20 protein-coding genes are annotated in these 18,031 nt (G+C 39.7%); 14 read left to right on the top strand and 6 right to left on the bottom strand.

Annotated elements, in window-relative coordinates; translation table 11 throughout:
- Positions 1 to 20: 20 nt before the first annotated feature.
- A complete protein-coding gene (locus HCJ30_RS10935) occupies positions 21 to 212 on the bottom strand; it encodes a hypothetical protein (RefSeq protein WP_185392174.1) in 192 nt (63 codons plus the stop codon).
- Positions 213 to 349: 137 nt separating this feature from the next.
- Here HCJ30_RS10935 and HCJ30_RS10930 point away from each other — a divergent pair, with 137 nt between their 5' ends.
- Genes HCJ30_RS10930 through HCJ30_RS10920 form a run of 3 tightly spaced genes read left to right on the top strand, consistent with a single transcriptional unit; the run spans position 350 to position 3,265 of the window.
- Entirely contained in the window at positions 350 to 1,975 is a 1,626-nt protein-coding gene (locus HCJ30_RS10930; protein WP_185392173.1) for a copper resistance CopC/CopD family protein, read from the top strand.
- A 12-nt stretch (positions 1,976 to 1,987) separates the two neighbouring features.
- Positions 1,988 to 2,605 (top strand): YcnI family copper-binding membrane protein, encoded by a 618-nt coding sequence (locus tag HCJ30_RS10925; protein ID WP_185392172.1) that lies wholly within the window; start codon positions 1,988 to 1,990, stop codon positions 2,603 to 2,605.
- A gap of 18 nt (positions 2,606 to 2,623) precedes the next feature.
- Positions 2,624 to 3,265 (top strand): MOSC domain-containing protein, encoded by a 642-nt coding sequence (locus tag HCJ30_RS10920; RefSeq protein WP_185392171.1) that lies wholly within the window; start codon positions 2,624 to 2,626, stop codon positions 3,263 to 3,265.
- A 5-nt stretch (positions 3,266 to 3,270) separates the two neighbouring features.
- Here the strand turns inward: HCJ30_RS10920 and HCJ30_RS10915 are convergent, their stop codons facing one another.
- Together HCJ30_RS10915 and HCJ30_RS10910 are read right to left on the bottom strand one after the other, a co-directional pair.
- A complete protein-coding gene (locus HCJ30_RS10915; RefSeq protein WP_185392170.1) occupies positions 3,271 to 4,014 on the bottom strand; it encodes a potassium channel family protein in 744 nt (247 codons plus the stop codon).
- A 109-nt stretch (positions 4,015 to 4,123) separates the two neighbouring features.
- Positions 4,124 to 5,041 (bottom strand): COX15/CtaA family protein, encoded by a 918-nt coding sequence (locus HCJ30_RS10910; protein WP_185392169.1) that lies wholly within the window; start codon positions 5,039 to 5,041, stop codon positions 4,124 to 4,126.
- 235 nt (positions 5,042 to 5,276) lie between these two features.
- On the opposite strand from HCJ30_RS10910, the gene cyoE reads away from it, so the two are divergent.
- From cyoE to HCJ30_RS10875, 7 genes are all read left to right on the top strand, one after another.
- A complete protein-coding gene (cyoE, locus tag HCJ30_RS10905) occupies positions 5,277 to 6,182 on the top strand; it encodes a heme o synthase (RefSeq protein ID WP_185392168.1) in 906 nt (301 codons plus the stop codon).
- Between the two features lie 147 nt (positions 6,183 to 6,329).
- Complete coding sequence (locus HCJ30_RS10900) at positions 6,330 to 7,385, top strand: CAP domain-containing protein (protein WP_185392167.1); 1,056 nt, start codon at positions 6,330 to 6,332, stop codon at positions 7,383 to 7,385.
- 47 nt (positions 7,386 to 7,432) lie between these two features.
- Positions 7,433 to 7,882 carry a YlbF/YmcA family competence regulator gene (locus HCJ30_RS10895; protein ID WP_052930205.1) on the top strand — a complete coding sequence of 150 codons (450 nt, stop codon included), beginning with the start codon at positions 7,433 to 7,435 and terminating at the stop codon, positions 7,880 to 7,882.
- Positions 7,883 to 7,912: 30 nt separating this feature from the next.
- Positions 7,913 to 8,194, top strand: coding sequence for a YlbG family protein (locus HCJ30_RS10890; RefSeq protein WP_003726138.1), 282 nt, complete (start codon positions 7,913 to 7,915; stop codon positions 8,192 to 8,194).
- Between the two features lie 96 nt (positions 8,195 to 8,290).
- On the top strand, positions 8,291 to 8,848 hold the full coding sequence (rsmD, locus tag HCJ30_RS10885) for a 16S rRNA (guanine(966)-N(2))-methyltransferase RsmD (protein ID WP_185392166.1): 558 nt from the start codon (positions 8,291 to 8,293) through the stop codon (positions 8,846 to 8,848).
- A gap of 2 nt (positions 8,849 to 8,850) precedes the next feature.
- Positions 8,851 to 9,333 carry a pantetheine-phosphate adenylyltransferase gene (coaD, locus tag HCJ30_RS10880; protein ID WP_185392165.1) on the top strand — a complete coding sequence of 161 codons (483 nt, stop codon included), beginning with the start codon at positions 8,851 to 8,853 and terminating at the stop codon, positions 9,331 to 9,333.
- 18 nt (positions 9,334 to 9,351) lie between these two features.
- Positions 9,352 to 10,392, top strand: a complete 1,041-nt coding sequence (locus HCJ30_RS10875; protein ID WP_185392164.1) for a SepM family pheromone-processing serine protease — start codon at positions 9,352 to 9,354, stop codon at positions 10,390 to 10,392.
- 45 nt (positions 10,393 to 10,437) lie between these two features.
- Here the strand turns inward: HCJ30_RS10875 and HCJ30_RS10870 are convergent, their stop codons facing one another.
- Positions 10,438 to 12,678, bottom strand: a complete 2,241-nt coding sequence (locus tag HCJ30_RS10870; protein WP_185392163.1) for an ATP-binding cassette domain-containing protein — start codon at positions 12,676 to 12,678, stop codon at positions 10,438 to 10,440.
- 82 nt (positions 12,679 to 12,760) lie between these two features.
- A complete protein-coding gene (locus HCJ30_RS10865; protein ID WP_185392162.1) occupies positions 12,761 to 13,933 on the bottom strand; it encodes a nucleotidyltransferase in 1,173 nt (390 codons plus the stop codon).
- A gap of 129 nt (positions 13,934 to 14,062) precedes the next feature.
- Here HCJ30_RS10865 and HCJ30_RS10860 point away from each other — a divergent pair, with 129 nt between their 5' ends.
- From HCJ30_RS10860 to HCJ30_RS10845, 4 genes are all read left to right on the top strand, one after another.
- A complete protein-coding gene (locus HCJ30_RS10860; RefSeq protein ID WP_185392161.1) occupies positions 14,063 to 14,599 on the top strand; it encodes a YceD family protein in 537 nt (178 codons plus the stop codon).
- Between the two features lie 90 nt (positions 14,600 to 14,689).
- Positions 14,690 to 14,863 carry a 50S ribosomal protein L32 gene (rpmF, locus tag HCJ30_RS10855; protein WP_003726143.1) on the top strand — a complete coding sequence of 58 codons (174 nt, stop codon included), beginning with the start codon at positions 14,690 to 14,692 and terminating at the stop codon, positions 14,861 to 14,863.
- 149 nt (positions 14,864 to 15,012) lie between these two features.
- Entirely contained in the window at positions 15,013 to 15,906 is an 894-nt protein-coding gene (locus HCJ30_RS10850; RefSeq protein WP_185392249.1) for a 2-dehydropantoate 2-reductase, read from the top strand.
- Entirely contained in the window at positions 15,899 to 16,285 is a 387-nt protein-coding gene (locus HCJ30_RS10845) for a DUF3397 domain-containing protein (protein WP_008948355.1), read from the top strand. The genes HCJ30_RS10850 and HCJ30_RS10845 overlap by 8 nt, the downstream gene beginning before the upstream one ends.
- On the opposite strand, the gene HCJ30_RS10840 is transcribed toward HCJ30_RS10845, so the two are convergent.
- Positions 16,257 to 18,029: an SgrR family transcriptional regulator gene (locus tag HCJ30_RS10840; RefSeq protein WP_185392160.1), complete on the bottom strand. Its 1,773-nt coding sequence runs from the start codon at positions 18,027 to 18,029 to the stop codon at positions 16,257 to 16,259. The two genes, HCJ30_RS10845 and HCJ30_RS10840, sit on opposite strands and share 29 nt — an antisense overlap.
- Positions 18,030 to 18,031: the final 2 nt, after the last annotated feature.

The raw sequence follows: 18,031 nt of genomic DNA, 5'->3' as shown, positions 1-18,031 counted from the left end.
TGATGTGAAAGCAACTGAACTTATTTTAATAATAAACGGCCTATGTAAAGCGCGGGCAATACTAAAACGTAGCCGATAATGATGAATGTCAGCGTTCGAAACCAGAAAGAGCTAAGAATATTTGGTTTCCATTTTGCCAGAAGTGCTGGAAGCCGCATCGTGATGAGTATAACCAATGCAAATAAAATAAATAATGCGATGTAACGAAGCATAGCACAACCTCCTTTTCTTTTACTATGCCATAATGTGCGCGCCTTTTGCAATAGGAAATGAGCCGATTATTTCCATTCAATTCTTGCACGTGATAAGTTAAAAAGAGTAAAATCGTTCGTTCACAAAGGAGTAGCAAATGAAATTATTCAAAAGGGTCAGTTTTATTGTCATCTTATTATTTATCCTCATCGTGCCGGTTCAGCATGTTTCAGCGCATGCTTATTTGGAAAATTCGAATCCAGCCGATCAATCACATATTAAAACCGCGCCAGAAAAAGTAACGCTCGTTTTTAATGAAGAAATTGAAGCAGATTTCCCATTAATAGAAGTGAAAAATTCTAGCGGGGAACGAGTGGAAACTGGGAAAACAGCTGTTTCTAAAAAGAATAATCATATGGTGGAGGCTTCGTTGCCAGCTGATTTAAAAGCGGATGTCTATTCGGTTTCATGGCGTGTGGTTTCGGCTGATGGTCATGCGGTAACGGGCTTGATTTCCTTTAAGTTAGGGGATACTAAAGCGACATTCCAAGCGACCGAAGTACCATCGAATGGCGCAGATTTGCAAATTAGCTCGATTCAAAAAGCGCTATTATACATAGGATTTTCGTTGTTTATCGGGATGCTACTATTCGGCTTAGGTCTTTATCCGCGGAAAGAACCGCTGACCGAAAAAATATCTAGCCGTTTGAAAAAAGTAACTTGGACAGCGCTCATTTTTCTAGGTGTAGCGCTCCTGATGCAACTTTTCGTTCAAACAAGTATCACCACAGGAGTATCAATCAGTAAAAGTTTCCAACCAAGCCAGTTAGCGGCTTTCTTAACAACAAAAACAGGTTATATTTGGATTAGTGAGTTTGTTGTTTGGCTTGTGCTAACCATTTTCACTTTCATCATGATTCACAAAAATAAACAATCAAGCTGGTTCGCGCTTCTGACCGAGACCGCATTAATTGGCTATTTAATTTTCGCGAAGGCTCAAAATGGACATGCTGCAGCGAGTGCCGATAAAATAGTAAGTATCACAGCCGATATGCTTCATATGGTTGCAGCTAGCGTTTGGGTTGGCGGGATTTTGGTACTATTATTCGTCCTACCACGAACCGGAAAAGCGCGCGCAATATGGAGCCGCTTTGCCATCGTCGCAATCATCGCAGTCGCATCAATCTTGGTTAGCGGCTTGCTCATGGCGGTTATGAACATCGGGCAAATGGCCAACCTATTTACAACCAACTACGGCAAACTACTTCTTTTGAAAATCGGCTTATTTTTACTAATGGCACTGCTTGGTCTAGGGCATTACATCTATCTCAAAATCAAAAACCAAAAGATACCATTTAAAACGATTCTCGTCGAACTCATCATTGGAACCATCATCCTTTTAGTCGCAAGCGTTTTAACCAACGTACAAACTCCGCCCCCACCTGCACCAAAAGCATTTGACGAAACTATTGCTGCGGAGGGTGAACAAGCGAAAATCAATTTACGAGTGGAGCCCGCGACAGTTGGTCAAAATCAATTTATCATCACGTTCACTTCAGCAGATGGCGCGGCAAAAATAGATTTTGAACAAGTCACCATCACCACGAAATCCACCAAAACCGACGAAAAATCCACTTTTCAAGCAAAACGCGCAAATGATACGCAATATTTCGCGGAAGGACTTTATATTAATCAAACCGGAAAATGGGAAATTACCGTCCATGGTTTAACAAAAGATTTTACCGATATTAATCAAACATTTACGACCAATATTACTCAGTAAAGGGGAAAAACAATGAAAAAAATTATTAGTTCGCTCGTCGTTTTATTAGCTGTTTTTATCATTCCATTCCAAGCAAGCGCCCACGTTTCCGTGCAACCAAGTGAGTCAAATGTTGAATCTTGGGAAACCTACACGATGAAAGTACCATCAGAAAAAGACGCCGCATCCAAGAAAATTGTTTTAAAAGTACCAAAAGGCGTGTCTTTCGAATCGTACGAACCTGTGCCGGGCTGGACAACAACCGTCGACAAGAAAAATGACACAGTGACTTGGCAAACAGAAGGAAACGGCATTGAAAAAGGTCAATTCCAACGTTTCAGTTTTATCGCTAAAAACCCAAGTGAAGAAGGGGAAATTGCTTGGAATGCTTACCAGTATTATGAAGATGGATCGATTGTCGAGTGGGTAGGAGCAGAAGATTCCGAAACCCCGCACGCGACAACGAAAATTGTAAAAGAATCGTCCAATTCAACAACAGGTTCACACGGAGAAGTAGTGGCGGGAGCTGAGAATACAGCAGAAGATACAAACGATGCAAGTGATAATACGATTCTGTTGTGGACCGCAGTAGCCATCAGTGTTATCGCACTTATTACCGGAATCCTTGCTATTTTAAGTCGAAAAAAATAACATCAAAGGAGCAAACAGATGGAACGAAAAATCATCCATTTAGCAGTCGGAAAACCAAAAGAACTGACCCTCCAAAATAACAAAAAAATGATGACAGGCATCGAAAAAAGGCGCGTAAAAACAGCATTTCTTACGATGAATGGCTTCGAAAACGATGCACCACACAATTTGAAATATCACGGTGGAGTAGATCGTACCGTTTGCATCTATCCATACGAGCATTATACAAAATGGGCAGAAATGTTTGGCGAAGAGTTACAAGTAAGCGCATTTGGCGAAAACTTAATCGTCACCAACATGCTAGAAAGCATAGTCCAAATCGGTGATAAATTCCAAATTGGCGAAACGATCATCCAAGTAACTGAAGCCCGCAACCCATGCAGCACAATTGAGAAATTCAATGCCATCCCAAATCTCTACAAAACAATCCACGAAACAGGGCTTACGGGCTATCTTTGCCGAACCATTAAGCCAGGCAAGATAACCGAAACAGATGAAATCAAACAAATTCATGAGGAGTCTCACGGGGTAACCGTTGCCTTTTGCCATGAAAAAGTACTGCATAAAAAAGGAACTAAAGCGGACTTCGAGCGTATTTTGGCTGTCGAAGCACTATCGGAACGTTACCGTGACCAAGTCGAAAAACGAATAAAAAAGTGATAGCATCATTCGCTATCACTTTTTGCATTTTCATCGGCTAATTCTTTTTTTCGTAATGTCAGAAATTGTTCTACCACCGCGATTTCTTCTTTCGTTAAATCTGGCGTATCCGCGATTAATTGGGTAATCTTGCTCGCTCTTTGTGTACTGGAAGTGGATGTTTTCTTCGCGCGGAAAAAGTTGGTAAGTGTACTAGTAATCATCCCGATAAACGCAATCCCAAACAGCATCATAATCGAAGCTAAAATCCGCCCAATCGGCGTCACAGGAACAATATCCCCATAACCAACCGTTGTCGCCGTCACAATCGCCCACCAAAGTGCATCGGGGTAATTATTGATTTCAGGTTCAATAAAGACCATCGGAACGGGAATAATAATCACAAGTAAAACAAAAATCATCAAAAATCGATTCAAACCATTGGAACGAAAAAAACTATAAATCGGAACAATATAACGTCTTCCCATCGCAGTAATCGTTAAAAGATGGACAAAACTAACAATGCGGGCTGCGCGGAATCCACCATAAAATGGAATAATCGCAATCAGTTGAAATGGATGGGTTTTCACATAATGCCACTTTTTATCTGCCCGGTAAAACCGAACAAGGTAATCCAGTGTAAATATCGCCCAAATAATCCAATTTAAAATAAGTGTAAAGGTATTTCTGTACGGTAATAGGGCAAGGGAAAGTAATATGAGAATAAGCATAAACGTCTCATAAATCATTTTTCTCTTTGTTTTATCCAAGTTATCCACCTCGTTTGACTTATACTCTCACTTATTTTAGCATAAAACGACGCAAAAGCCGCAGATAAATCAAAAAAAGCTGGCAACAAAAAGTTACCAGCCATTATCTCTATTTTATTCGTAGTCGATTATTCTTACTTCTTGATGCCAGTAAACATAAGTAGCAAAGTAACGCGAACAACATCGTAATAATTAAGCTATGAGCAAGCGCGATATACAAATTCACTCCTGTATAAACAGAAAGCGCACCAGTAACGGCTTGAAGCGCAATAAATACAAGCGACAACACCATGCTAAAAGTCAGCACGCGATATCTTCTGTAGTCGCGGAACACTAGCCACGTCACATATAGCAACCAAACAATCAAAATAAATGCTGCTAATCGGTGGAAATACTGCACATAATCTTGCACGGAAGTAGGCATAATAAAGTGCCCATTTTCAAAAGGCCAAACCGGAACAGCCATACTTGCTTTTTCATGTCGTACAAGTGCGCCAGTGTAAACCGCTAAGTATGTGTAAATCGTGAGCGCATAAATATTAACGCGTAATTTTGTCCCCATCACGAGATTTCTAGCATCAAACTTCCGGTCTACCTCGAAAATCATCAAAGCCAGCAATACAATAGAGGCATAACAGATAATCGAAATACCGAAATGCAGCGCCATGATGTACGGATTTTGTCCCCAAACAACAGCCGCCATTCCCATTAGCGCTTGAATAATTAGAAACAGAACAGCGATAATCGCAAGTGGTTTTGTTTCGCGACGGTTTTTCATATAAATCCAAGCACAAATCGCTAAAACAATAACGAAAATCGAGCTGATTCCCGTCGTCATTCGGTGCATGAATTCAATTAATTTTTCCGGAGTAACATCTGTCAAACGAACTAACTGCCCATTACAAAGTGGCCAACTATTACCACAACCGTCAGCTGAACCAGTTTTCGTCACGAGCGCTCCGCCAAACACAACGACCGTCATACAAATAATCGTCAGTACGGACCAAACTTTCAAGAATTTTTTCATTATCTACCAATCTCTCCTTTAGATGCGTGTGAGATTTTACTAAAAATTGTTTCTATGTATAAGTTCATGCGTACACATCAAACTAATTGTAGCGTGTTTATTTAAAGAAGTAAAGCGTACAAGACTAAAGCCGATTTATTGACAAAAGGGGCGTATTTTTCACATAATAAGGGTATAGGATATCTATCAGTTCGCAATCACTGGTTTATATCAGCAAGTGTTAGGGGGAGAAAAAGTGAATCAGATAGAAAAGACTGGGGAGTTATCGGCGAGTAGATTTACTGTCCGTGATTTTACCGAGCTTGTGAAAATTGGTATCGTGAATTCCAATACGATTACTGCTTTTACAGGTATGTGGTTAGCCTTTCAGTTAAATGGAATTTCTTTTATTCAAAATGTAGACGTGATATTTTTTACTATCGTCGGTTCAGCACTTATCGTAGCTGCTTCGGGCGCTTTTAATAATGTCATCGACCGTGATATTGACGGAATTATGGAAAGAACAAAAAACAGACCAACAATGACCGGGAAAATTTCTGGTAAGCGTGCCTTAATGGTCGCGCTTGTGCTAGGTGTTGTCGGTACGATTATGTTATTTATGACAACTTGGCAAGCAGGGGTTCTAGGCGTTATCGGGGTCTTTTTGTATGTAGTCGTTTACTCGCTTTATGCAAAAAGAAAACTTGTTAGTAACACCGTAATTGGTAGCTTTTCAGGAGCTGTGCCACCGCTAATTGGTTGGTTTGCAGTTGAGCCATCGTTCAGCATCGTGCCAATCATGCTGTTTCTCGTGATGTTTTGTTGGCAGCCACCGCATTTTTATGCGATTGCTATTAAACGGAAAGAGGAATATGCTGCTGCTGGAATTCCCATGTTGCCAGTTGTCAAAGGCATTGAACGCACAAAGAAAAGTATGTTTTTCTGGGTGATTTTATTAACTATCCTGCCGTTCTTTATGTTTGAACTAGGCATCGTCTATGTTATTTTAGCAACGTTACTTAATATCGGCTGGTTAGCACTGAGCATTTACGGTTTCAAAATGGAAGATAGTATCAAATGGGCAAAATGGATGTTCATTTACTCATTAAACTATATGACCATTTTATTCGTAGCGATGGTTGTTATTTCGATTTTCTTATAAAAATAAAAAACAATTATGACAAAGCGCGCATTACGCCGTTTTCTCGTAATTGTTTTTTTATGGTTTTTAAAGCTTTTCAAATGATAATAGTATTGGTAAAATGAAAGTTACATCAAGAAAACAAAATACCGCCGAGGAGGGCAAAATGTGAAGTTTATAATGCGAGTAGCTGTGCTATTAATCATTTGCCTGTTCATTGGATACAACACAGATCTATTTTTCAGTAAATCAGTAGAGCAAAATACTGCCGAGGATACCGCAACAAAATCCAATTTTCCTGATGATAAAAAAACAACGAATGAAAATCCGAAACAAGTGCAAGATAGTTCCAGCTTGGCAAGATTTATTAATAAAAACGTAAGTGAGTTAAAGAAAGAATTTGGTGATCCGGTGCGCGTCGATAAAACAGCATACGGTTACGACAATTATATTTATAGTCAACCAGGAACTAGCTACATGCAAGTCGGCGTCACAAATAACATCGTTCAAACCGTTTACGCGCTAGGGCAAGATTTAAATGTCATGCCATATACAATTGGTATGTCCACTGAAAAAGTATTTACCGATGCCAATTTGCAATCGGAAATATCCTTCAACTATAAAGACAGCTATTATAAATTCGAACTTTCTGAAGAAGACTTAAATGCTCGCCCAATCGTCAATATTGGAAGCGGCGTTTATGCGCAACTGAATTTCGATAAATTTAAGTCCAAACTAATTAGTGTACGTTACCTCAATAAATTATCTTTCATCAAAATGCGTCCTTATGAATTATCCTATCAAGGAGAAATTTATGAAGAAAAGCTATCACCAGAAGATTGGAATGCGATTGATGATGCTTCTAGCAAACAAGTGTTAGAGATTACGAACGTCCTTCGCGATCGTTATGGGGTAGAAGAAGTAGCTTGGGATGAATCTGTTGCGAAAGTGGCTTATGGACATAGTGTTGATATGAAGAAAAACAATTATTTTGATCATACTTCACCAACCCAAGGCGATTTAAGCAAACGTTTGAGCGCCGGTAATGTCAAATATACGAAAGCCGGAGAAAATATCGCTTATAATTATGTCGATAGTGCGGCGGCGGTAGAAGGTTGGCTCAACTCTAAAGGGCACAGAGAGAATTTACTTGATGGTTCGTATACCTATATGGGTGCTGGCACGTATCAGAAATACTATACGCAAAATTTTATTATTAAATAATAGTTCTATGGTATAATAAAAAAGTAAGTTATATGGAGGTGGCTAGATTGCTCGCTACAATGGAAAATATGGCGCTACTCGATTTATCAGATGAGCTTGCTAGCATGATTCTAAACTCCGAGGAAGCGCAAAATTATAAAAGCGCCAAAGAAGTGTTATTAAATGACGCTAATTCACAAAAAAATATTCGTCAATTTATACGAATAAAAGAACAATACGAGGAAGTACAGCGGTTCGGCCGGTATCATCCTGACTATAAAGAAGTAACCAGAAAGACTCGTGCCTATAAACGCGAAGTCGACATGGACCAAAATGTAGCAGCTTTTCGTCGTGCAGAGATGGATTTACAATCTCTTTTGGATGAAATCAGCCTGCTTCTCGCAAGTGCAGTTTCAGAGAATATCAAAGTACCAACCGGTAATCCGTTTTTTGAAACAAAATCTGCTTGTTCAACAGGTGGATGTGGCAGCGGGGGAGGCTGCGGTTGTTCAGCGTAAAGCTTATCCTAAAAAGAAGGAGCTTAAACAATGGAAAATGATAGACAAGCTATCGTCGTTTGGATGAATCATCTCAAACAAGTTAGATCTTTGAAGCGATTTGGAAATGTTCATTATGTATCGCGCAAGTTAAAATATGCGGTATTGTATTGTGATATGGCCGAAGTAGAAGATATCTCTAACAAAGTTTCTCGTTTTCATTACGTGAAACGCGTGGAAATGTCTTTCCGTCCGTTCTTAAAAACAGAATACGAATCCAAAAAAGAAATGATGTACGAACACAAAAACGAAGATGTACAAATCAGTATTTAACCAAAACGGCGAGACTATTTCAACTAGTCTTGCTGTTTTTTTGCATCTATTTATGATAAAGTAAAAAAGACATTGAAGTAAAGGTTGTGCAAAAACATGAGAGTCATTGCAGGAGAACGTAAAGGACATGCTTTAAAAGCAGTTCCAGGAAATAATACAAGACCAACTACAGACAAAGTAAAAGAATCATTATTTTCGATTATCGGTCCATTTTTTGACGGGGATATCGTTCTGGATTTATTTGCTGGTAGCGGCGGGCTTGGAATTGAGGCACTCAGCCGAGGTGCCGAGCGAGCAGTATTTATTGATCAGGCGACACTAGCGATTAAAACAATCCGCCAAAACCTTGATAGCTGCCATTTTACAGAGCGGGCGGAAGTTTACCGAAATGACGCCGAACGAGCACTCAAGCTACTTCATAAAAACGAGTGGAAATTCGACCTTGTTTTCTTAGATCCACCATATAAAAAGCAACAATTAGAAAAATTAATGATCGCTTTAGAAAAATTAGAATTAGTGAACGAAAATGCAAGAATTATTTGCGAACACGACAAAGAAGCTGTTATGCCAGACACCGTTGGCAAATTCGAGAAAATTAGATCAGTATCATATGGAATTACCGTTTTATCGATATTTGAATTGCAGGAGGCGTAGAAATGGGAAACAAAATTGCCGTTATTCCGGGGACATTTGATCCAATTACGAATGGGCATTTGGATATTATTGAACGTGCAGCAAAAATTTTCGATGTGCTTTACGTAGCTGTTTTAAATAATTCATCCAAAAAACCACTTTTTACCGTGGAAGAACGAATGGAAATGATCAGGCAAGTAACCGCCCATTTGCCGAATGTTCAAGTAGAAAGCGCGAGCGGATTAACGGTTGACTATGCTGCTAAACGCGGTGCTACTGCGATTGTTAGAGGACTTCGAGCAGTAAGCGATTTTGAATATGAAATGCAAATTGCGTCGATGAACCGAACACTCAATGCGGAAATCGAGACATTTTTTGTGATGACTAACACGAAATATTCCTTTTTAAGTTCGAGCATGGTGAAAGAAGTGGCGCAGTACCAAGGCGATATCCGCGAACTTGTTCCAGAAATCGTGAACGAACAAGTACAAGCAAAATTTAAGTAAGTAGGAGATGGACAAATAATGCGTAAAGAGTGGAAAAAAATAACGGCGATAGTGCTGTTAATCATTATTATAGCGGGCTTTTTTATTCCAGTTCCGTATTATATTTCAAAACCTGGTGGAACGGAAGAACTTGCTCCACTCGTTACAGTTGATGACCATCCAAATAAGAAAGATGGCTCGCTAAGTCTAGTAACAATCGCGATGGGAAAGGCGAATATTTATACATATATGACTGCCAAATTTTTGCCTTATCATGAATTAGAAAAAGATAGTGATATCAAATACGAAAATGAAAGCGATGAAGAATATAACGTTCGCCAAATGCAAATGATGAACGAATCCAAAAACAATGCCATCCAAGTTGCCTATAAAGCAGCCGATCAAGAAGTTAAAGTTACGTATGATGGTGTCTATGTACTAAGTGTAAAAGATGACGTGCCAGCAGCCGATGTTCTTCACGCTGGGGATTTAATTACAGAAATCGATGGACATGCTTTTAAATCTAGCCAAGAATTCATTGATTACATCCACAGTAAAAAAGTAGGCGACACCGTCAAAATCAACTATAAACACGGCGATAAAAACGAAGTAGCGAACATCGAATTAACCGCCATTGATAAAAAAGGCACACCGGGAATTGGTATTACACTTGTTGACGATGAAAAAATCACCGCAGATCCAACCGTCAAAATCGACTCCGAAAAAATCGGTGGACCATCTGCTGGCCTAATGTTCAGCCTAGAAATTTACAGTCGTTTCCAAACAAATGACCTTACAGATGGCAAAAAAATTGCAGGAACTGGTACGATTGACCCGGATGGAACGGTTGGCAGAATCGGCGGGATTGACCAGAAAGTCGTTGCCGCAGATAAAAGTGGCGCGAAAATCTTCTTCGCACCAAATGATCCAATCACGCAAGAAATGAAGAAAAGTGACCCAAGCGTCGAAAGCAACTATGACACCGCAGTAAAAACAGCGAAAGACATTGACTCCAAAATGAAAATCGTCCCAGTGAAAACTTTCCAAGACGCTGTGGATTATTTAGAAAAACTACAATAAAAAAAGCCGTTTTGTCTACATTCAGACAAAATGGCTTTTTTCATATTAAAGATATTTCGCGGTTAATGATTGTTTATTTTCAAGTAAATCAAGTGGCACACCTTCAAAAATAATTTGCCCACCTGAACTGCCGCCTTCTGGGCCAAGATCGATAATCCAATCAGCATTTCGAATAATATCGACATTATGTTCAATTACAATAACAGTATTTCCTTTATTAACAAGAGAGTGAATAATTGTCAAAATGTGTTCGATATCTGACATATGCAACCCCGTCGTTGGCTCATCCATAATGTAAATTGATCCTTTTTTATGCAACTCATTAGCAAGTTTTAGACGTTGACATTCGCCGCCCGACAGCGTGCTGAGCGCTTGGCCCAGTGTGACGTAACCAATTCCAACTTCCTCCATTGCCGCGATTTTCTTCAAGATTTTTTTATCTGTGAAAAACTCTAGCGCTTCGGAGACGGTTAATTCTAAAACATCACTAATCGATTTTCCGTCCAGTTTATATTGTAAAACGGAATCTTGGAATCGTTTGCCATGACAGACTTCGCAAGGTGTACGAATCGAATCCATAAACGCTAAATCCATCGTTGTGAAACCAAGTCCTTTACAGTTTTCGCAGGCGCCTTTGGAGTTGTAACTAAAGAGGGAAGGGCTAACATCATTTTCTTTCCCAAAGGCTTTTCTGATTGGATCCATGATGCCCGTATAGGTTGCCGGATTGGAGCGGATATTCGCGTGAGCTGCTGATTGGTCGATAACAATCGCATCTGGATGTTCTTTGAGAAATACGGAATGAATCAGCGTACTTTTCCCAGAGCCTGCTACACCTGTTATCACCGTAAGCACTTCTTTCGGGATGCTCGCTTGAATATTTTTTAAGTTAAAGCGACTACTTTTTTCTGTTGTTAAAAAGCCTTTTGGCGTGCGTGGTTTATCGTTAATTGGTAAATGGCGATTGAGAAAACGACCAGTCAGTGTATCGGATTTCAGTAGATCTGGGTAACTTCCAACAAACTGGATTTCGCCACCATGTTTCCCAGCGTGTGGGCCGACATCCACAATATGGTCGGCAATTTTAATCACATCGGGATCATGCTCTACAACAAGAATAGTATTTCCTTTATCGCGTAATTTCACGAGTAATTCATTTAAACGATGGACATCACGCGGATGAAGACCGATACTTGGTTCATCGAAAATGTAAAGCAAATCAGTCAAGCTACTATTTAAATGACGAATCATTTTAACGCGTTGTGACTCTCCACCTGAAAGGGAAGCGGTTTGGCGGTCGAGCGTCATATAACCAAGTCCAATATCAATTAAATGTTTAAGTCGCTCTGTGATACTTTGGACCATTGGAGTGGCGATCGGGTCAGTAATGCTCGCTACAGTTTCTTTTAATTCATCTAATTGCATCGCTGTGAAGTCGGCAATATTGGCGCCATTTATTTTACAAGATAATGCTTGCGCGGAAAGTCGCGTGCCTTCGCAAGTTGTACAAGGCGCAATATGCGTAAATTTATCGACACGTTTTTTCGTTGAAGCAGACATTTCGCCTTCCTTTTGAATGTACAAGCGATTGAATTTCGGAATTAAACCTTCGTACGTTGCGTTCATGCTGCCCATCGGAGTTTCCAGAAAGACTTTAATATCTTTTCCATGTAAAAGCATGTCGTATTCTTCATCCGTATAATCTTTTATTTTTTTATTCACATCAAAAAAGCCGGAATAAGCATAGGAATTCCAGTACCATGAGTCAACCGAAAACGTCGGAAATAAGATGGCGCCTTCTTTGAGCGATTTATTTGGATCGAGTAATTTGACTAAATCAACCGAGACTTTTTGACCAACACCGTGACAATCAGGACACATACCAGCGGGATCATTAAAAGAAAATAAATTGGCTGTCCCGATACTAGGCTTTCCGACACGCGAGAAAAGTAATCGCAAAATCGAATTAATATCTGTGATGGTACCAAGTGTGGAGCGGGAGTTACCGCCAAGTCGTTTTTGATCAATAATAACAGAGGTGGAGAGGTTTTCAATTGAATCTGCATCAGGCTGCGTATACTTCGGAAGGAAATTACGAAGATAAGCGCTGTATGTTTCGTTTAACTGTCTTTGCGATTCCGTGGCAATAGTTTCAAATACAATAGAAGATTTTCCAGAACCAGATACACCAGTAAAAATAGTGATCTTTCGTTTCGGAATATCCAGAGAAATATTTTGGAGATTGTTTTCACGCGCTCCTCTTAATCGAATATATTCTTGTACCATACACATACCTCCTGTTTTTTGAGTCGGACAAATATCTTAGCAAAATAGCTCCACAAAAGTCAACCAAAAACCTTGCAAAGATTTACAAGGTTAAAATGGGTGGAATATGAAAGTCGCCCGCTTGATAATTTTCTATCCCTTTTGCGAGTGTATAAATGTTTGTTGCGCGTAAATCTTCCGCTAAAAGTCCGGGTGCTGCTTTGGAAACAGTCGTGACAATAGGGAGAGAAATGTTTTTCTTATGAAGCGATAGATATTTTTGGCCCGTTTTATTCATGCCGAGTATGCGAATGTAGGGCGCGGCAGGTTTATCTTGAGCATTTAACAAAATTTGTAAAGCCGTTCGTTGTAATCGCGCGTTACTGTAACGTTTTGTTTTCATATTTTCAATAAAATCAGCGAAATTCCGAGTTTTCATTGCCGCGACTTGCATTCGGTTTTGAATGCCTTCACTAACCCCGCGAATCTCTTCAAGCTCACCCGAACTGGCTTGAATTAATCGATACCTTAATAACGGCCAATAATCTTCCCACGATAAAAAAGGTCCGTTATAATTTTTGAAAACTTCTATAGTAGAAGCAGGGAGATAACGGCTAGCCTCCTCGACCTTCCCAGAAAGCATTAATTTTCGAATTGCAGTAGCGCTGGCAATTTGGTCGTGATTCGCTTTTTCGTCATGATAGCCGGCATGCTCGCGCGGAATCGTTTGGAGGGAAATCACTGGATTTTGTTTTTGAACCGCAAGCGCGTAATGGAAACCGAGAATGTTATTTGGTTGCGTAACGTCCAATAAATCCGCGCCAAACAACTTTTTAAAAGCTTCTGTATAAGCTCTCGCATAAGATGTTTTCTTGTCGGTTAACGCTAGCTGGATGGCTTCATTAAAACGTGCTTCGTGTTCGATCACCGTTTTAGCCGCAGTAGAAAAATCTTCTGCGACCCCGTGTTCACTTCCGAAAAATAGTGTATCCACATGAAGTGCATCTAAAATCCGAACAGATTCTTCCGCAAAAATAGTCGCATGTTGTGTGGCGAACGAAACAGGTAGCTCAACGACGATATCAACCCCAGCAGCAAGCGCCATTTTCGTCCGTTCCCATTTTGGCACAATCGCCGGTTCGCCGCGCTGTACAAAAGAACCACTCATTACCGCAATCACCACATCGGCGGTTGTTAACTCGCGAGCCTTATTTAGATGTAGTTTATGCCCATTATGAAACGGGTTATATTCCACCACAATTCCAGTTGCTTTCATTTCGGTTCCCTCCTTTAGATAATCTATTTTAGCATAAAATCGCACCGGGAGTTTTGGTCGCCGAAAAAGCATTGACAAAAGCCTTTAAAAAAGCTATAATATTTTGTGTTGCGCTTGGAGTGATGTAGGATGAAATGGTCTATCAGTCAATTGAAAAAATATCGTGACAGCAACTTCACGATTAATGAAAAAGCTGACCTAAAAAAGTTCTTTCAAGAGAACAATATAGACGTTCGTGATGCAAGCCCCGTACAAGTAACTGGGGAACTTATTGTACACCCAGAAGAAGTTACCGCTAACCTGACAATGAAGGGCGAGTGGACACTTCCATGTGCTCGTACACTGGAGGATGTTGTTTATCCTTATGAAGTGCACGCGACGGAAACCTTTGTGAAATCCAAAGAACAAGTTCTAGATGAATCTTGGCATGTGATGGAACAGGATATGGTCGATTTAACCCCTGTAGTAGAAGAACTTTTACTTGTTGAAATTCCGATGCAAGTTTTCAGTGAAGACGCACTCGATATGAGTAAACTTCCACGAGGCAATGAATGGGAAATGAAAACAGAAGAAGGCAACCTACTAGAACAAATAGCAAAAGAACCAAAAGTGGATCCTCGTCTTGCGGGACTAGCCAATTTTTTCGATGAGAAAAAAGAAGACTAAACTCCCCGTGAAGCTGGAATATATTAAGGAATTTATTTTTCTTAGATTAACGATACAAGTACTTAGTTATCGTCAAGGAGGTGTAAGGAAATGGCAGTACCTTTTAGAAGAACTTCAAAAGCCAAAAAGCGTAAGCGTCGTACTCACGTGAAACTTCAACTTCCGGGCATGAACGAATGCTCGAATTGCGGCGAATACAGACTTTCCCATCACGTATGTCCAGAATGTGGACAATATGATGGCAAAGATGTAGCAAACAGCTAATATTGTTAAAAACAAGTGACGTTTCACTTGTTGAAAACGAACCTCGAAAGACGCCATGGGTCTTTCGAGGTTTTTGTTTGCGCCAAAAAGTGCAAACCATCGCTACTTCTGATAAAATAAAAGCATTAACCAATATGGAGCTGAACAAAATGGCGAACCAACTAAAGGTCGGGATTATTGGAGCAGGAGCGATGGGTCTTTTATATGCAGCTAATTTTGCCGAAAAAGCAAAGCTCACACTTTTTACCCGCAGAAAAGAACAAAGCGAACTATTAAACCAAAGAGGACTCTCTTTAAAAGATAATACTGAATTAAAAAATATACATATACATGCAACAGAAATAACAGACACAGCCAAGTTATCAGAACAACAGTTATTAATTGTTGCCGTTAAACAATACTCACTACAAGCAATTTTACCGATACTGCAAAAACTACCTGAAACAGTTACGCTATTATTTATTCAAAACGGAGCAGGCCATTTAGATAGCTTGTCACTACTAGGAGCTAACCGGACTATTTTGCTAGGTATTAGCGAACATGGCGCAGGTCGGGAAAACGATACTACGGTCATTTGGCGTGGTCATGGTCGAACGAAATATAGTGTGTATCAAGGCGAAGTAAATGCCGATGTAGCTGAAATACTGCAATCTAATCCAGCTTTCCCAGTTGAAAAACACGATAGTTACTTAGCTATTATCCAAGAAAAATTATTTATCAATGCCGTGATTAATCCGCTCACAGCTGTCCTTCAAGTTCCAAATGGGAAACTCCTAGAAAATGAAGAATGGCATGCGTTATTAAAAACGATTGTGAAAGAAATCCAAATGGTTTTACCGATAGAAAATGCATTAGAGAAAGTGGAAACCATTTGCCGAGTGACTGCTACTAATTTTTCCTCGATGGCGCTTGATCGAATGAACAATCGCATGACAGAAATTGATGGAATCGTTTTGCCGATTTTAGCAAAAGGGGAGTCACTTCCTACGCTGCACACGTTATATCATCTAATTAAAGGGTTGGAAGGAGAAAGCAATGTTTGATTGGTTAACTAACTCAACAGCAATTATTATTATTTTACCAGTGGTGGTATTTATTTTTACGATGTTTTTTTCCAGTATTAAAATAAAGAAAAGCCAGCGGAGAATTATGTTAGCCGCTGACTTGTCTACTATTTTCTTGATTATTGCCGTTCATTTTTTCATGATTGTGCTATTTAATCGCTCGTTTTTACTCTATATTTTACTGTTTTTATTTATCTTAGGTATTGCGATTGTTGTGATGGCCGCGAAAAAAGAAGGCGAAATCCAATTCCGCAAAATCCTTCGTGGTTACTGGCGACTATGCTTCTTCATTTTCGCCTTGCTTTATGTGGTACTCTATCTATATGGCATTATTTATAGTCTGATTTTACGCTTTTAAGTGGATTCGTTTCAATCCAAACTTTGCTTAAATCAAAATAGCCATACGGATTTTCGGCAATTCCTTTCATCATTGAATGAAGTGACTGGCTTTTTTCGGGGTGATGTAAATAAATTAAATAATGATTTGCTGTTAGCCAGCGATCTATTTCCGTTTGCAAGGCGTCTCTTTTGGAGGCGTCTTTTTCTGCTTTAAATGCAGCCAGTTTTTTTGTGAGTTCGGCAATAATGGGTTGGCTCAAAAGTTGTTGCGGTAAAAGATAGGGATTGTTGAGGAAATCCAAATAAGCCATTTCGTTATCGGAAGCTGGAATTTCGCCCATCATCATAAAATCTGTTTCTTGTTCTGGAACTTTCGAGTAAGAAGCTTCGTGATGGGTGATAAATTTTTGTTCAAGCTTAATCCCAAATTGTAACGCTTGTTCCCGAATCCACTTTGCTTCTTTTAAAGCGGTAGGATGCTGAGTGGAGCCAAATATCACTTTTTCTCCGTGGTAATTGGCTTCTTTTAATAAGGCGGCGATTTTCTCAGGCTGCTTTTTCGGAGGAATCGACTTTTCTGGAAAATAGTTGGACGCCACCGTGCCATAGTTTTCAAAGTCTTGCTCGCGTGCTTTTTGACAATCTATCAGCTGATAAATGGCTTCGCGAAATGCGGGATGCTGCGAGACGCCATTTCGGTGCATATTGAAACAAATAAAATTAACACCTACGCCAAGTTTGCGCCGTTCAACATAGGCCGTATTTTCTGCGTAATCAACAGAAGTAAACTGCATCGGAATCGTTTTTAATGTCTCGCCGGTTTGCGCAGTCCAAAATTCTACTCGATCAAGAATCGGTCGCTCTAAAAAATAACCATCAAATGCTTCTAAAACCAAGCGCTCATCGTTACGCTCGACTACTCGAAATGGCCCCGTAGAAATCCATTTATATTCATCAAAAATAATGTCACGCGGTAAAATCGCCATATTGGCCGTACATAAATAACGAAGAAAAAACGGTTCAGGTTTTTTCAAACGAATAGAAAGAGTGAATTTGTTTAGGCACTTAATCGCCTTAATATCTTGTAACTGCCAAGCGGAAACAGATTTTGTTTGCATAGAACGGAGCAAACTATATTTCACATCTTCACTATCAAGCATACGCCCATGATGAAATAAAACACTTTTTCGTAAATAAAATGTCCATTCAGTAAAGTCATCGGAAACATTCCAATGGTGAGCGATATGAGGGACAATACACTTTTTCGTTTCATCATATTTGACGAGGGAATCACTAATTTGAGTAATGAGAAAGGCTTCCATGGATACAGAGGTTTTAAGTGGATCTAAAGTGGTGAGTTTGCGGCGAACAATTGAGCGGAGTATTTCTTGTTGATTTTCTGTTACTTGCAAGCCGAACATTTGCTGGATTTCAGTGGAGATGCCCGTAAACCAACTTTTAGGAATCGATAATTGAAGTAGAAATAAAATATCGCTAAAGGCATCTTCTGCTAGGCTTTGTTCTAAAACTTCCAGCACTTCTTCTTCAAGGTGTTTAGGAAAGGTAATCCGTGAAACATGTCCCCGGCCAAGCCCAGGATGATAAGTGAGCATGTCTTTTGCTTGATATTGTTGTAATTTGCGCTTGGCATTTTTAGTCGTACAAAACCAAATATTGGCTAAATCATTTAATTTAAAAGGCGCGTCTAACTCAGTCGTGATGCTGTATAGATACGCTCGCATCGTAAAGTAATCCTTATCCATTA

This window comes from Listeria cossartiae subsp. cossartiae (assembly GCF_014224155.1).
Taxonomy (GTDB): domain Bacteria; phylum Bacillota; class Bacilli; order Lactobacillales; family Listeriaceae; genus Listeria; species Listeria cossartiae.
This window is presented reverse-complemented; position numbering and strand designations above follow the sequence as displayed.